This window comes from Pseudomonas sp. ASL3, from assembly GCF_056680425.1.
This window is the reverse complement of record NZ_CM155281.1, coordinates 4,366,975-4,381,310: the sequence shown is the minus strand read 5'-3', so window position 1 is coordinate 4,381,310 and position 14,336 is coordinate 4,366,975. Positions and strand designations below refer to the sequence as shown.

The following is a 14,336-nucleotide window of genomic DNA, read 5'->3' as shown; positions in this document are numbered from 1 at the left end:
CAGCTTGAGGCTTGCAGCTTTTAGCTCAGCCCTGATATTGACTCAACAACCGCTCCATCCGTGCATCGAGGCGGCGTTTGATTTCGGTTTCGATATGCGGGGCGAAGTCGTCGATCACGTCTTGCATGATCAATTGCGCGGCGGCGCGCAGTTCGTCGTCCAGATGCAGCAGAGTGTCCGGATTGGAATTGGCTTGCTCGGATTGCACCGCTTCGGGTTCGGGCGTCAGGGTCGGAATGTCCGCCTCGTCGTCTTCGAAGTCTAAAGCCTCTACGGCAACAGGCTCAGTTTCAACATGCCTGGTTTCAACGACGTCGGCCCGGGCAGCAGCGGCCGCCTGAGCACCCACCACGTCGAACAACAGCGGAATTTGCACCTCGGTGGCGACGGTGTCGGTCAGCAATGGAGGTTGCAGTGAATCATCGCCGAGCAGTTGGCGGATCGACTCGAGGTCATCCAGCAGATGCGCGGAGTCTTTCAGGTGTTTTGAAGTATCCATCATGTGCTCAGAAACGCTGTAAACGGTGATCTTGCGGAGGATAACCCTGTTCACGATAGAAACGGAAACTCTCTCGTGCGGCCTGACGAATTGCAGGATCTTCTACGACGACTTCCGCCACGCGGGCAAAACGCTTGAAAAAATCGGGGATGCGCAGGTCCAGATTGATCAGCAAATCCTGATGTTGCCCTGGGTCATCACCCAGGCCCAGCACGATGGGGGCGTCCTGATCGTCTTCCGCGGCGCCATGGGGCACGAAACTTTCGCCTTTGAAGCGCCACAGTCGTGCGTCAAGGTCCTCGCGCTGGGCGGCATCGCTGCAATGCACGTACACCTGATGCCCCAGGCGCCAGGCTTTTTCGCTGAGTTTGCAGGCGAAGTCCAGGCGCGCCAGAGGATCGGCGCTGGGCAGGATATAAAAGTCGACTTGGGTCATGTCAGTTGTCAGTTCCAAAGCGCAGGGCGCAGGGCGCATCAGCCAGGCGGCCAACACGCCCACAGGCGCTTTACGCGCCGACGCGGTCGAGCAGGTATTGAGTCAGCAACGGAACCGGACGGCCAGTGGCGCCCTTCTCCTTGCCGCCGCTCAGCCACGCGGTGCCAGCGATGTCCAGGTGCGCCCAGTTGTAAGCCTTGGCGAAGCGTGACAGGAAGCAACCCGCCGTGATGGTGCCACCTTTGGGGCCGCCAATGTTGGCAACGTCGGCGAACGGGCTATCAAGCTGCTCCTGGTACTCATCGAACAACGGTAATTGCCAGGCGCGGTCGTCGGCCTGTTTGCCGGCGTCGAGCAGTTGCCCGATCAACGCATCGTTGTTGCCCATCAGGCCGGAGGTGTGGCCGCCCAGCGCGACGATGCAGGCGCCGGTCAGGGTCGCGATGTCGATCACTGCTTGTGGCTTGAAGCGTTCGGCATAGGTCAGGGTGTCGCACAGCACCAGACGGCCTTCGGCGTCGGTGTTGAGGATTTCGACGGTCTGGCCGCTCATGGTGCTGACGATATCGCCCGGGCGCGTGGCGCGGCCGCTCGGCATGTTCTCGGCGCAGGCCAGCAGGCACACCAGGTTGATCGGCAATTGCAGCTCGAGCACAGCACGCAGGGTACCGAACACACTGGCGGCGCCGCACATGTCGTACTTCATTTCGTCCATGCTGGGGGCAGGCTTGATGCTGATGCCGCCGGTGTCAAAGGTGATGCCTTTGCCGACCAGCACGTACGGCTGTTCGCTTTTCTTGCCGCCCTGGTAGTTCATCACGATCAGGCGCGGTGGTTGTTCGCTGCCCTGAGCCACAGCCAGGAACGCGCCCATGCCCAGTTCCTTGAGCTTCTTCTCGTCGTGGATCTCGACTTTGAGGTTCTTGTGTTCTTTACCCAGAGCCTTCGCTTCTTCGGCCAGATAGCTCGGGTGGCAGAGGTTAGGCGGCAGGTTGCCCAGGTCACGGGTGAAGGCCATGCCCGTGGCGATGGCGGCTGCGTGAGTCGCGGCGCGCTCAGTGTCAGCCTGTGCTGCTTTGGTGGTCAGCAGGGTGATTTTTTTCAGGGCGCGAGGGTCGGCTTTCTGGCTCTTGAAACGATCGAACACGTATTCACCGTCGGCCAGGGTTTCTACCAGCAGGCGCGCTTTGCCATAGGCATCGCGATTCTTGACGACCAGTTCATCGAGGGCCAACACCGCATCGCTGCCACCCAGGCCTTTGAGTACGGACAACACGCCGCTGACGACTTTGCGGAACTGACGGTCAGACAACTCGTCTTCTTTACCCACGCCAACCAGCAGCACGCGCTCGGCTTTCAGGTTGGGCAGGCTGTGCAGCAACAGGCTTTGACCGACTTTGCCAGCCAGATCGCCACGCTTGAGAACGGCGGCAATTGCGCCACCACTGAGGGTGTCGAGGCTTTTTGCGACGACGCCGAGTTTACGACCTTCTGCGACGGCGACCACCAATGTGGCGGTTTTCAAGGTTTCTGGACTTGCACTTTTTACAACGAATTCCATGTCGGGGTCCCCGAATAAACTGTGAGTTTTCGCAGAATAAATGACGCGCGCAGTCACAGAGAGGTATCTCGTATCTGTGAAACTTGCGGCAAGGCCCGCAGTTTGACCCTGACGCACGGACCCTGACAACCCTTCGCTCGCTACGTTACACACTGTCAGGATATTGCTGTATCGAGCGTCTATAGAGAGTGCGCAGTGACATACACCCCCAATCACAGGATAATGCCGCATATTTTTTAGGTGGTTCGCCTTTGCGAACCTGTAATCATCGTGGCTGATTGGTTTTTTTGTTTGGCCGCCTGAGCCTGACAACCCTGGAGTGTCTGGTTTGATTGTTTTTCGTTATCTGTCCCGAGAAGTGCTGGTTACCTTGAGCGCTGTCAGCGCTGTGTTGTTGGTAATCATCATGAGCGGACGTTTCATTAAATACCTGGCGCAAGCCGCATCGGGCATGCTCGACCCCGGCGTGCTGTTCATGATCATGGGCTTTCGTATGCCCGGTTTTTTGCAACTGATCCTGCCACTGGGTCTGTTTTTGGGCATTCTTCTGGCGTATGGGCGGCTGTATCTGGAAAGCGAGATGACCGTACTGGCCGCCACCGGCATGAGCCAGCGACGCCTGCTGTGGATGACCCTGGCGCCAGCGACATTGGTTGCGTTGTTGGTGGCCTGGTTGAGTCTGGGGTTGGCACCGCAAGGATCCGCGCGGGTTGCGCTGATCGCCAATCAGCAGGATGCGCTGACTGAATTCGACACGCTGGTCCCCGGCCGATTCCAGGCGCTGCGCGACGGCTCACGGATAACCTACACCGAGACGCTTTCCGAGGACCGCGCGCGTTTGGGCGGGGTATTCATCTCGGAAAAACGCATGTCCCAGGACAAGACCAAGCAGCAGGGGATCTCTGTGCTGGTCGCCGAGAAGGGGCACCAGGAGGTCCGGCCTGACGGTACCCGCTACCTGATTCTGGAAAACGGTTATCGCTATGACGGCAACCCTGGTGAGGCCAATTACCGCGCCATCAAATACGACACCTACGGTGCGCTGTTGCCCAAACCGGAGATCAGCGAGGAAGTCACCGACCGCGAGGCAATTCCTACCCGCGATCTGTTCGGCAATGACAACCCTCGCTACAAGGCCGAATTGCAGTGGCGACTGTCACTGCCGTTGCTGGTGTTCATCGTGACATTGATGGCGGTCCCGCTGTCCCGGGCCAACCCGCGTCAGGGACGTTTCCTCAAGCTGCTTCCGGCGATTCTTCTGTATATGGCTTATCTGACCATTTTGATTGCCGCTCGAGGCGCGATGGATCGCGGCAAAATTCCGTTCGGTCTGGGGCTGTGGTGGGTGCATCTGCTGTTTCTGGGTATCGGACTGATGTTGCTGTACTGGGAACCTCTGCGGCTGACGATGGCGAGTCGTCGCAGCCTGAAGGAGGTGGCCCATGGTTAAAATCGATCGCTACATAGGCAAGAGTGTTTTAGTCTCGATTCTTGGGGTACTGGGCGTCATTCTGGCGCTGGCCTCGCTGTTCTCGTTCATCGATGAAGTGAACGATATCAGCGAAAACTACACCTTGGCCGACGTTTGCTCCTTCGTGCTGTTGACCGCGCCTCGGCGTGTCTACGATATGTTGCCGATGGCTGCTCTGATCGGCTGTCTGGTCGGCCTGGGCAGTCTGGCCAGCAACAGCGAACTGACCATCATGCGCGCAGCGGGTGTCTCCATCGGGCGCATCGTCTGGGCCGTGATGAAGCCTATGCTGGTGCTGATGCTTGCTGGCGTGCTGATTGGCGAGTATGTCGCCCCGGTCAGTGAAAACAAGGCTCAGGCCAACCGTTCCTATGCTCAGGGTATCGGTGACGCACAAACCGGCAGATACGGCCTGTGGCACCGTCAGGGCGAAGAATTCATTCACATCAACACCGTGCAGCCCAACGGGTTGCTGTATGGCGTGACACGCTATGGCTTCGACGATCAACGCCATATGCAGTTCGCAAGCTTTGCCAAAAAGGGCACGTTCCACAACGACTACTGGGAACTGAACGACGTGACGACGACGTTCTTCCACGACGGCAGTACCGAAGTCATCACTGCCCCGTCCCTGCGCTGGGACGTCGCCCTCAGCCCGCAATTGCTTGACACCGTGGTCCTGCCGCCGGATGCGCTGTCGATCAGCGGCTTGTGGAGTTACGTGCATTACCTCGCTGATCAGGGCCTGAACAACAGCAGTTACTGGCTGGCATTCTGGACCAAGGTCTTGCAACCGCTGGTCACGACGGCGCTGGTGTTGATGGCGATTTCGTTCATCTTCGGTCCATTGCGCTCGGTGACCCTGGGTCAGCGAGTGTTTACCGGGGTGCTGGTCGGGTTCACGTTCCGCATCGGCCAGGACCTGCTCGGGCCGTCGAGCCTGGTGTTCGGTTTCTCGCCACTGTTCGCGGTGCTGGTTCCTTCCGGGATCTGTGCCGTGGTCGGGATCTGGCTGCTGCGTAGAGCTGGTTGAGGTCAAGGGGACTGATTTATTTTTCGCGCTCTTTGAAAAATCAATCTGTCCCCGGCGGCACCAGGGACAGATTGATTTTCGATGAGGCGCTGAAAATAAATCAGTCCCCTCACGACTGATTTCCCCTTCTTACTTCTTCTGCTTGGGTATCTGCACCAACTGGCTGTTGGAATAGATGTCATGCCAGCTGCGCTTCTGCTTGTCGACCAGCACCCAGACAAAACCCAGTCCCCCACACAGCCATGAGCCGATGGCGACAACGAAGCGCAACAGTGCCTGCCACAGGCTGATGCCGGTACCGTCTGCGTTCTGCACGCGAATGCCCCACACCTGCATGCCGAGGGTCTGACCTGAGTGGGTCCAGAACTTGGCGAAGAAGCCGAACAGCACAAACAGTAGAATCGTCGAAAGCAGCGGATCGCCATCCATTGAGCCGGATTCGGACAAGGCGCGCAATTTGGCTTCGCCCATAAAGGCCATCAGGATCAGCTTGTAAATGAAGGTCGTGACCATGAGCAGGGCGATGCACAGCAGGGCGTCATAAAACATCGCTGCCAGGCGACGGCCCAGGCCCGCAATGGGGAAGTCGCCTTGTGGGCGGAGCAGGTGTGTCGACATGGCGGACTCTCGGCAGCAAAAGAATTCATTTTACGGAATCCCGGCCATAAAAAAGCCCCTAATGTCACCATAAGGGGCTTTTTCGCTTCTGCTATTTAGTCTGCGGCTTGCACTTCATCTGCCTGCAGGCCTTTCTGGCCCTGAACCGAAATGAAGGTCACTTTCTGGCCTTCTTTCAGGCTCTTGAAGCCGCTGCCCTGAATAGCGCGGAAATGGACGAACAGATCCGGACCGCTCTCTGGAGTGATAAAACCAAAACCCTTTTCGTCGTTAAACCACTTGACGGTACCGCTCTGACGATTCGACATTTTCTTATTTCCCTGGAGCTTGAATTAATGACAGCCCCTTTCACCTGAAAGAGTACTGGGCTGGTTGCAGGAAGTAAGAAGCGTAGAGCGGGATGTAGCAAATATTGGCGCTACTGCCCAGGTCACGATTCAAGCGACCCATGCAAACACAGTTCAGAAACTCTACGCTAACTTCGGCCGAAAAAACAACCCCTGCCCAGGCCCGGTTTCAGGCGCTCTCAGGGGGTGTTTGAAAAGTTTTACCGATGGGAGAGGATCGATAGTTTTTGACCCATTTCCGCCGTTATAAGCAAAAAGCGCTGTGGACTAACAGCGCTCTTGAATCGCCCTTAACCGCGATAGTAACGCTGCGCCACGAACGGCATTTTGCTGACTTTCATCGGCACTTTCTTGCCCCGTACGATGGCCCAGACTTCGCTGTCTAGAGCGGTGTGAGCAGTGTCCAGGTAGGCCATGACCAACGGCCCGCCGAGGCTCGGACCGAAGCCGCCGCTGCTGACGGTGCCGATGACTTTGTCATGGGCATCGACGATTTCCGCGCCTTCACGTACCGGCGTGCGCTCTTGTGGCAACAGGCCGACGCGCTTGCGGCTCACACCGGTTTGCTGTTGGGCGAAGATCTTTTCTGCACCGGGGAAACCGCCGGCACGCGCGCCATCGGCACGTCGAACCTTGGAGATCGCCCACAACAGGCTGGCCTCAATCGGCGTGGTCTCGGTATTCATGTCGTGGCCATACAGGCACAGGCCGGCTTCCAGACGCAGAGAGTCCCGGGCACCTAGGCCGATGGGCTCGACTTCCGGCTCAGCCAGCAGATGGCGGGCCAGGTTTTCTGCTTGATCGGCCGGAACCGAGATTTCAAAACCGTCTTCACCGGTGTAGCCGGAGCGGCTGACGTAGCAGTCGGTGCCCAGCAAGCTGACACGGGCAAACTGCATGAAGGTCATCTGAGCCACTTCCGGGGCCAGACGCGCGAGGACGGTCACCGCTTCCGGACCTTGCAGAGCCAGCAGGGCGCGCTCTTCGAACAGTGACTGGATCTCGCACTGGCCAGCCAGATGCTTTTGCAAGTGCGCCAGATCGTCATCCTTGCAGGCTGCGTTGACCACCAGGATCAACTCGTTGTTGCCGAGGTTGGCGACCATCAGGTCATCGAGGATGCCACCGCTCTCGTTGGTGAACATTGCGTAGCGCTGCATGCCCCTGGGCAAGTCGATGATGTCCACCGGTACCAGGGTTTCCAGCGCCTTGGCGGCGTCGGCGCCGGTCAGGCGAATCTGGCCCATGTGCGACACATCGAACAGTCCGGCCTGGGCGCGGGTGTACAGGTGTTCCTTGAGTACGCCAGCGGGGTATTGCACGGGCATGTCGTAACCGGCGAACGGCACCATTTTGGCACCGAGTTCGCGGTGCAGGGCATGAAGTGGCGTGGTTAACAGTTGTTCGGTGGACATTGAAGGACTCCTTGGATTTTTCCCGGACTCGCCTGCAGAAAAGACGAATCCAGTCGATGTCATGAGGCTGTTTTCAGCACTCGATAATATTCACGGCCAGCCCGCCTCGGGCGGTTTCCTTGTACTTGCTTTTCATATCGGCGCCGGTCTGGCGCATGGTGCGGATCACTTTGTCGAGGGAGACATAGTGCTGACCGTCGCCACGCAACGCCATGCGCACGGCATTGATGGCTTTGACCGAACCCATGGCATTGCGCTCGATGCAGGGCACCTGCACCAATCCACCAATCGGGTCGCAGGTCAGGCCCAGGTTATGCTCCATGCCGATTTCGGCAGCGTTTTCCACCTGCTGGACATTGCCGCCCAATACTTCGCATAACGCCCCGGCCGCCATCGAGCAGGCCACGCCCACCTCGCCCTGACAGCCGACTTCGGCGCCAGAAATCGAGGCGTTTTCTTTGTAGAGGATGCCAATCGCCGCCGCCGTGAGCAGAAAGCGCACGACGCCGTCTTCGTTGGCGCCGGTAATAAAGCGCATGTAGTAATGCAGCACCGCCGGGATGATGCCCGCCGCGCCGTTGGTGGGTGCGGTGACAACCCGGCCGCCATTGGCGTTTTCTTCATTGACCGCCAGGGCGTACAGGTTGACCCAGTCGAGCACCGACAGCGCATCGCGCAAGGCCGCTTCCGGGTTTTGGCACAGCTGACGGTGCAGCGCTGCGGCCCGGCGTTTGACCTTCAAGCCGCCTGGCAAGATGCCTTCATTGCGGCATCCCGCTTTCACGCAATCCTGCATGACCTGCCAGATGTGCAGCAGGCCCTGGCGGGTTTCCGCTTCCGGGCGCCAGGCGGCTTCGTTGGCCAGCATTAACTGACTGATGGACAAGCCATGAGTGGTGCAATGGCTGAGCAAATCCTTGGCGCTTTTGAACGGGTAGGTCAGCGGCGTGCTGTCTTCGACGATCCGGTCAGCGCCGGCGGCGTCTTCATCGACGACAAAACCGCCACCGACCGAGTAATACTCGCGGCTGCGAATCTGCAAGCCGGCGCCATCGAAGGCACGAAAGATCATGCCGTTGGGATGGTATGCCAAGGGTTTGCGGATCATGGCCAGGTGTTGTTTTTCGACGAATTCGATGCTGTGTTCGCCGAGCAGGTTCAAGCGTCCGCTGCTGCGAATCTGATGCAGGCGTTCGGCGATGGTCTCGGTATCGACCGTGTCGGGGTGCTCGCCTTCAAGGCCCAGCAGCACCGCTTTGTCACTGCCATGGCCCTTGCCGGTAGCACCCAGCGAGCCATACAGCTCGACCTTGATGCAGGTCGTTACCGCCAGCAAGTCGTCGCGGCGCAGACCTTCGGCGAACCGGGCTGCAGCCCGCATCGGGCCCACGGTATGCGAGCTGGAGGGGCCGATGCCAATCTTGAACAGGTCAAACACGCTCAGTGACATGGTTGCACTCCGGTTTTTTGTTGTTGTGAGTGAGGTGTATCTGACACACCGCGTGAAGCCATTCGCGAATAAATTCGCTCCCACAGGATCCGGCTCTCCGGATGATTTGTGGCAGGCGCAGAACCTGTGGGAGCGAATTTATTCGCGAAGGCGGCGTGTCAGGCACACCGCATAAACAGGGGCCACTGCTTGCACAGTAGCCCCATCCCGATCAGGCGTCTTGATAGCTCTCGATGGACGGGCAGGCGCAGACCAGGTTGCGATCGCCAAACACGTTGTCGACGCGACCCACCGGTGGCCAGTATTTGCCTTCGATCAACGAGGCAACCGGGTAAACCGCTTGCTCACGGCTGTACGGATGCGTCCACTCACCGACGATTTCGGCAGCGGTGTGTGGCGCGTTTTTCAACGGGTTGTCTTCCTTGTCCAGCGCACCGTTTTCCACTGCGCGAATCTCTTCGCGAATGCGGATCATGGCTTCGCAGAAGCGGTCCAGTTCTTCCTTGGATTCGCTTTCGGTCGGCTCGATCATCAAGGTGCCAGCTACCGGGAACGACATGGTCGGGGCGTGGAAGCCAAAGTCGATCAGGCGCTTGGCCACGTCATCGACGCTGATGCCGCTGCTGTCCTTGAGCGGGCGCAGGTCGAGGATGCATTCGTGAGCCACCAGACCATTGCTGCCGGTGTACAACACGGGGTAATGCTCTTCCAGACGACGGGAAATGTAGTTGGCATTGAGGATTGCCAATTGCGAAGCGCGTTTGAGGCCTTCGCCACCCATCATGCGGATGTACATCCAGGTGATCGGCAGAATGCTTGCGCTGCCGAACGGTGCTGCGCTGACCGCGCCTTCCTTGCGCTCCATGTGGCCGTGGCCAGGCAGGAACGGGGTCAGGTGCGATTTGACGCCGATCGGGCCAACGCCCGGGCCGCCACCACCGTGGGGGATGCAGAAAGTCTTGTGCAGGTTCAAGTGCGACACGTCGCCGCCGAACTTGCCCGGTGCGCAGAGTCCGACCATCGCGTTCATGTTGGCGCCATCGATGTACACCTGGCCGCCGTTGTCATGGATGATCCCGCAGATTTCGCGGATGCCTTCCTCGAACACGCCGTGGGTCGACGGGTAAGTGATCATCAGCGCCGCCAAATGTTCGCGGTGCTCGATGGCCTTGGCGCGCAGGTCTTCGATATCGACGTTGCCGCGTGCGTCGCAAGCGGTCACGACAACACGCATGCCAGCCATGTTGGCGGTGGCCGGGTTAGTGCCGTGGGCCGAAGACGGGATCAGGCAGATGTCGCGACGGTCTTCGCCACGGCTTTGGTGGAAGGCACGAATCGCCAGAAGGCCAGCGTATTCACCCTGGGAACCGGCGTTAGGCTGCAACGAAATGGCGTCGTAACCGGTGGCGGCGCAGAGCATCGCCTCCAGTTCGTCAGTCAGTTGCTGGTAGCCCTGGCTCTGCTCGGCAGGCGCGAATGGGTGCAGGTTGCCGAACTCGGCCCAGGTCACCGGGATCATTTCGCTGGCGGCGTTGAGCTTCATGGTGCACGAGCCCAGCGGGATCATGGTGCGGTCCAGCGCCAGGTCCTTGTCAGCCAGACGACGCAAGTAGCGCATCAGCTCGGTTTCGGAGTGGTAGCGGTTGAATACCGGATGGCTGAGGATCGGCGATTGACGCAACAGCGCGGCAGGCAGGCGCGATTCGACGCTGGAGGCCAAGGCGGCGAAGTCCGGCAGGCTCTGGCCATCAGCCGCGAACACTTGCCACAAGGCTTCGACGTCGGCCTGTTGGATGGTTTCGTCGAACGACAGGCCGAGGCGCTGGGCGTCGATTTCACGCAGGTTGATCTGTTGTGCGCGAGCCTTGGCATGCAGCGCGGCCGTGTCGGCACCGGTGACCAGGGTCAGGCTGTCGAAGAAGAACGTCTGTTCGACGCTCAACCCCAACTGGCTCAGGCCCTGGGCGAAGATCGCGGTCAGTTGATGGGTGCGTTTGGCGATTTTCGTCAAGCCGCGTGGGCCGTGGTAGACCGCATACATGCTGGCGATGTTGGCCAACAGAACCTGCGCGGTGCAGATGTTGCTGGTGGCCTTTTCGCGACGGATATGTTGCTCGCGGGTTTGCATGGCCAGGCGCAAGGCTGGCTTGCCGTGACGATCGACCGACACGCCGACCAGGCGGCCCGGCATGTCGCGCTTGAACGCATCGCGCGTCGAGAAGTAAGCGGCGTGCGGGCCACCGAAGCCCAGTGGCACGCCAAAGCGTTGCGCGCTGCCGATGGCCACGTCTGCGCCGAACTCACCCGGTGGGGTCAGTAAGGTCAGGGCCAGCAGGTCAGCAGCAACGGCTACCAGTGCATGAACCGCGTGGAAGCGCTCGACCAGCTCGCGGTAGTCGAACAGATCACCGTTGCTTGCCGGGTATTGCAGCAGTGCACCGAAATATTCGCTGACATCGCTCAATTCGCTTTCATCAGCGACCACGACAGTGATGCCCAGAGGTTCGGCACGCGTGCGCAACACGTCGAGGGTTTGCGGGTGGCAATGGCTGGAGGCGAAGAACAGGTGGCTGCTCTTGTTCTTGCTCAAGCGTTTGCAGAAGGTCATGGCTTCAGCGGCAGCCGTGGCTTCATCGAGCAACGAGGCGTTGGCGATGGGCAGGCCGGTCAGGTCGCTGATCAGGGTCTGGAAATTCAGCAGCGATTCCAGACGGCCCTGGGAAATCTCTGGCTGGTAGGGCGTGTAGGCGGTGTACCAGGCCGGGTTTTCCAGCAGGTTGCGCAGGATCGGTGCCGGGGTGTGGCAGTTGTAATAGCCTTGGCCGATGTAGGTCTTGAACAGCTGGTTTTTGCTGGCGATGGCCTTGATCGACGCCAGGGCGTCGGCTTCGCTTTGCCCGGCAGGCAGGTCGAGCACGCTGGTGCCCTTAATGCTGTCGGGGATGACGCTGGCGCTCAACGCTTCCAGGGAGTCGAAGCCCAGGGTGGCGAGCATGGCTGTTTCGTCAGCCTGGCGCGGGCCGATGTGGCGCGCGATGAATTCGTTGGCGGTGCTCAACTCGATACGGTCAGTCATGTCTGTTCCTCAGGCGTCGGCGTTGGCTTTGATCAGGCGGTCGTAGGCGTCTTGATCGAGCAAGGCGTTGATGGTATTGGCGTCTTCCGGGATGAAGCGGAAGAACCAGCCGGCGCCCAGTGCGTCTTCGTTGACCAGTTCAGGGGTTGCATCGAGCGCGGCGTTGACTTCGACCACTTCGCCATTGAGCGGCATGTTGATGCTGCTGGCGGCCTTCACTGATTCAACCACCGAGGCTTCGGCGTGTTGCGTGTAAGCCTGCAGTTCCGGGAGTTGCACGAACACCACATCACCCAGCGACTCTTGCGCGTAAGGGGTAATGCCAACAGTGATGCTGCCATCCGCTTCGGCACGCAGCCATTCGTGATCGACCGTGAATCGCAACTCGCTCATAAAAACTCCTCAAGGGGCAAAAGCTCGTGACCTGCACGAGTGTCATGGGCAAGTACATAGCAAGTTTGCGGCCAATGTTGGTTAATCGTTATAAATCAACAAGTTACTGTGTTTGTCGAAGGAGGGTATGCTTGTGCTGTAGCGAAATCGCTACAGTTGATAGGCGATATAAAGCCCTTACAGAATCAAAGCCTTACTGAGCACGGGCAAGGGGGCTCTGTAGCGAAATCGTTCCGCTGTAGTGGTTTCAGTACAGATTTGAGGCGGCTTTTCGCAGGCAAGCCTGGCTCCCACAGGGTGCGCGTGATTTTTGTGGGCAGGCTTGCCTGCGAATATCAACCTTTCCCCGGTATCCCATACTTGCGCAGCCGATGGGCGATGGCGGTGTGGGAGGTTTGCAGGCGGCTGGCGAGTTGGCGGGTCGAGGGGTAGTTGACGTAGAGCTTTTCCAGCAGGGTTTTCTCGAAGTCCTCGACGGCCTGTTCGAGGCTGGCGACTTCGCCGTCGCTTTGTCGGGCCACGGAGGTGCCGGCGATATCCAGATCGCCGATATCCACCAGCGAGCTTTCGCAAATGGCCGCTGCGCGGAAGATCACGTTCTGCAACTGGCGCACATTACCCGGCCAGCGATTACCCAGCAGCGCCGGATAAGTGCCTGGCGTCAGGCGGCACACCGGTCGTTGAATCTGCGCACAGGCCTGCTCCATGAAGTAACGCGCCAGCAGCAGGATGTCCTGTCCGCGTTCACGCAGTGGTGGCACTTCCAGGTTGAGCACGTTCAAGCGATAGAACAAGTCTTCGCGGAAGGTACCTTCGCTGACCATCTTTTCCAGATCGCGATGGGTGGCACTGAGAATCCGCACGTTGACCTTCACTTCACGATCGCCCCCGACGCGGCGAAAACTGCCGTCATTCAGAAAGCGCAGCAGTTTGGCTTGCAGGTACGGCGACATTTCACCGATCTCGTCGAGAAACACTGTGCCTTGGTTGGCCAGCTCCATCAGCCCCGGTTTGCCACCTCGTTGCGCTCCCGTGAAGGCGCCGGGGGCGTAACCGAAGAGTTCGCTTTCGGCGAGGTTTTCCGGGAGTGCCGCGCAGTTTAGGGCAAGAAAGGGGGCGCTATGACGGGTACTGATGGCATGGCAGGCGCGGGCCACCAGCTCTTTACCCGTACCGGTTTCGCCCTGAATCAACAAAGGCGCGTCGAGGGCTGCCACTCGCTGCGCGCGGGTCTTGAGCGTACGGATCGGTGGCGATTCGCCCAGCAGTGAGTCGAAACCATCCGTGTGATCATGGTGCAGCGCGGCCAGACGCTCGCCGATCCGGCTGGGTAGATACAACGTCAGCAGCGCGCCGGCATCGGTTATTGGCGTGGCATCAAGCAGCAACGCCTCGCCATTGAGCGTGACTTCGCGCAAGGGCAGGCGAAAGCCGTTTTCCAACAGCGCGGTTTGCAGGCTGGGGTCAGCGAACAATTCGGCGACGGATTCACCGGCAGGTTCGCGTCCGCACAGCGCAATCAGCGCCGGGTTGGCCAGCAGCACATGGCCGGCGCTGTCCAGTGCCAGCACCGGGTCGGCCATGGCGGCGAGCAGGGCATCCAGTTGCAGGTGGCGACGCTGGCCGGGAAGGATGTCCACCACGGTAATCGCTTCGACACCACGCACCCGGAACAACGCATCCTTCAACTCTTCGAGCACCTCTGGGCTGAGGGTCGGGGCATCGATGTAAACGTTGGGTGGTACCATCTCCACCGCGTCCAGATTCAGATTCCGTCCACCCAGAATGGCCAGTACTTCCTGGGTGATACCAACGCGGTCGATAAAGCAGACATGGATACGCATGGGGCGAATAAGGTTCTGGACAGCAGGGGCGGCAAGTATGCCAGCAAATTGATGGGTGGCGCGTCAGGCACTCTGCGCTGGATCATTCGCAGCGGGACGCGTAGTTGCAAGCCTGCTCCCACAGATTCTGTGGGCGACGCTAATCCTGTGCAGGCTGTGTGAAAACCCCAACAGAAAACTGAACTGCATGTTC

12 protein-coding genes are annotated in these 14,336 nt (G+C 59.4%); 2 read left to right on the top strand and 10 right to left on the bottom strand.

Translation table 11 applies throughout. The features are described 5' to 3' along the window. Window positions 1-25: 25 nt before the first annotated feature. The 3 genes from AC1MEE_RS20275 to AC1MEE_RS20265 form a co-directional block, all read right to left on the bottom strand. Complete coding sequence (locus tag AC1MEE_RS20275; protein WP_480411349.1) at window positions 26-499, bottom strand: DNA polymerase III subunit chi; 474 nt, start codon at window positions 497-499, stop codon at window positions 26-28. 7 nt (window positions 500-506) lie between these two features. Beyond that, the gene (locus tag AC1MEE_RS20270; protein ID WP_480411348.1) at window positions 507-935 is read right to left on the bottom strand and encodes a DNA polymerase III subunit chi; all 429 of its coding nucleotides are present in this window, start codon (window positions 933-935) and stop codon (window positions 507-509) included. 70 nt (window positions 936-1,005) lie between these two features. After that, window positions 1,006-2,496 (bottom strand): leucyl aminopeptidase, encoded by a 1,491-nt coding sequence (locus tag AC1MEE_RS20265; protein ID WP_480411347.1) that lies wholly within the window; start codon window positions 2,494-2,496, stop codon window positions 1,006-1,008. Between the two features lie 328 nt (window positions 2,497-2,824). Here AC1MEE_RS20265 and lptF point away from each other — a divergent pair, with 328 nt between their 5' ends. Together lptF and lptG are read left to right on the top strand one after the other, a co-directional pair. Beyond that, complete coding sequence (gene lptF, locus AC1MEE_RS20260) at window positions 2,825-3,946, top strand: LPS export ABC transporter permease LptF (RefSeq protein WP_480411346.1); 1,122 nt, start codon at window positions 2,825-2,827, stop codon at window positions 3,944-3,946. Then, window positions 3,939-5,000 (top strand): LPS export ABC transporter permease LptG, encoded by a 1,062-nt coding sequence (gene lptG, locus AC1MEE_RS20255; RefSeq protein ID WP_480411345.1) that lies wholly within the window; start codon window positions 3,939-3,941, stop codon window positions 4,998-5,000. The genes lptF and lptG overlap by 8 nt, the downstream gene beginning before the upstream one ends. A 129-nt stretch (window positions 5,001-5,129) precedes the next feature. Here the strand turns inward: lptG and AC1MEE_RS20250 are convergent, their stop codons facing one another. The 7 genes from AC1MEE_RS20250 to AC1MEE_RS20220 form a co-directional block, all read right to left on the bottom strand. Continuing rightward, on the bottom strand, window positions 5,130-5,618 hold the full coding sequence (locus AC1MEE_RS20250; RefSeq protein WP_480411344.1) for an RDD family protein: 489 nt from the start codon (window positions 5,616-5,618) through the stop codon (window positions 5,130-5,132). 95 nt (window positions 5,619-5,713) lie between these two features. Further along, window positions 5,714-5,926: a cold-shock protein gene (locus tag AC1MEE_RS20245; RefSeq protein WP_480411343.1), complete on the bottom strand. Its 213-nt coding sequence runs from the start codon at window positions 5,924-5,926 to the stop codon at window positions 5,714-5,716. A 329-nt stretch (window positions 5,927-6,255) separates the two neighbouring features. Further along, a complete protein-coding gene (gcvT, locus tag AC1MEE_RS20240; RefSeq protein ID WP_480411342.1) occupies window positions 6,256-7,380 on the bottom strand; it encodes a glycine cleavage system aminomethyltransferase GcvT in 1,125 nt (374 codons plus the stop codon). 73 nt (window positions 7,381-7,453) lie between these two features. Further along, on the bottom strand, window positions 7,454-8,830 hold the full coding sequence (locus tag AC1MEE_RS20235) for an L-serine ammonia-lyase (protein ID WP_480411341.1): 1,377 nt from the start codon (window positions 8,828-8,830) through the stop codon (window positions 7,454-7,456). A gap of 211 nt (window positions 8,831-9,041) precedes the next feature. Further along, on the bottom strand, window positions 9,042-11,906 hold the full coding sequence (gene gcvP / locus AC1MEE_RS20230) for an aminomethyl-transferring glycine dehydrogenase (RefSeq protein WP_480411340.1): 2,865 nt from the start codon (window positions 11,904-11,906) through the stop codon (window positions 9,042-9,044). 9 nt (window positions 11,907-11,915) lie between these two features. Then, a complete protein-coding gene (gene gcvH, locus AC1MEE_RS20225; protein ID WP_480411339.1) occupies window positions 11,916-12,299 on the bottom strand; it encodes a glycine cleavage system protein GcvH in 384 nt (127 codons plus the stop codon). Window positions 12,300-12,634: 335 nt separating this feature from the next. Next, window positions 12,635-14,143, bottom strand: coding sequence for a sigma-54-dependent transcriptional regulator (locus AC1MEE_RS20220; protein WP_480411338.1), 1,509 nt, complete (start codon window positions 14,141-14,143; stop codon window positions 12,635-12,637). Window positions 14,144-14,336: the final 193 nt, after the last annotated feature.

Bases quoted from the DNA above. Each gene is read 5' to 3' on its own strand.
- AC1MEE_RS20245 (WP_480411343.1), bottom strand. From the start codon at position 5,926: ATGTCGAATCGTCAGAGCGGTACCGTCAAGTGGTTTAACGACGAAAAG.
- gcvP (WP_480411340.1), bottom strand. From the start codon at position 11,906: ATGACTGACCGTATCGAGTTGAGCACCGCCAACGAATTCATCGCGCGC.
- AC1MEE_RS20275 (WP_480411349.1), bottom strand. From the start codon at position 499: ATGGATACTTCAAAACACCTGAAAGACTCCGCGCATCTGCTGGATGAC.
- AC1MEE_RS20270 (WP_480411348.1), bottom strand. From the start codon at position 935: ATGACCCAAGTCGACTTTTATATCCTGCCCAGCGCCGATCCTCTGGCG.
- gcvH (WP_480411339.1), bottom strand. From the start codon at position 12,299: ATGAGCGAGTTGCGATTCACGGTCGATCACGAATGGCTGCGTGCCGAA.
- AC1MEE_RS20265 (WP_480411347.1), bottom strand. From the start codon at position 2,496: ATGGAATTCGTTGTAAAAAGTGCAAGTCCAGAAACCTTGAAAACCGCC.
- AC1MEE_RS20235 (WP_480411341.1), bottom strand. From the start codon at position 8,830: ATGTCACTGAGCGTGTTTGACCTGTTCAAGATTGGCATCGGCCCCTCC.
- lptG (WP_480411345.1), top strand. From the start codon at position 3,939: ATGGTTAAAATCGATCGCTACATAGGCAAGAGTGTTTTAGTCTCGATT.
- AC1MEE_RS20250 (WP_480411344.1), bottom strand. From the start codon at position 5,618: ATGTCGACACACCTGCTCCGCCCACAAGGCGACTTCCCCATTGCGGGC.
- AC1MEE_RS20220 (WP_480411338.1), bottom strand. From the start codon at position 14,143: ATGCGTATCCATGTCTGCTTTATCGACCGCGTTGGTATCACCCAGGAA.
- gcvT (WP_480411342.1), bottom strand. From the start codon at position 7,380: ATGTCCACCGAACAACTGTTAACCACGCCACTTCATGCCCTGCACCGC.